Source organism: Burkholderia sp. SIMBA_051 (assembly GCF_046534915.1).
In the GTDB taxonomy this organism is placed as follows: Bacteria; Pseudomonadota; Gammaproteobacteria; order Burkholderiales; family Burkholderiaceae; genus Burkholderia; species Burkholderia ambifaria.
Genome location: NZ_JAWRXS010000641.1, coordinates 1 through 249 on the forward strand (window position 1 = coordinate 1; position 249 = coordinate 249).

Annotated in this window: 1 protein-coding gene; it reads right to left on the minus strand. The window is 64.7% G+C overall.

Annotation, left to right across the window (positions count from 1 at the left end; genetic code table 11):
• On the minus strand, positions 1 to 240 hold a 240-nt coding region (locus SB771_RS36060), incomplete at its 3' end, for an FAD-binding oxidoreductase (RefSeq protein WP_410722169.1).
• Positions 241 to 249: the final 9 nt, after the last annotated feature.

Below are 249 nucleotides of genomic sequence, written 5' to 3' on the forward strand. Positions count from 1 at the left end.
GGGGATGATCGGCACGTCATGCTGCGCGCATAGCTTGACGATGGTCTGCACTTCCTCGGTCGTGCGCGCGAATACGACGGCGTCGGGCAACTGGGGATCGAAGGGTGATTCATCGCGGCCATGATGGGCGCGCACGGCTTCGGCAATCGACACGCGTTCGCCGAAAGCGGCGTTCAGCGCGCTCAGCAACTCAGCGGGAAACGGCCGGCGCAACGGAGCCGATGGCTCGGGATGGTTCACGCATGTCTC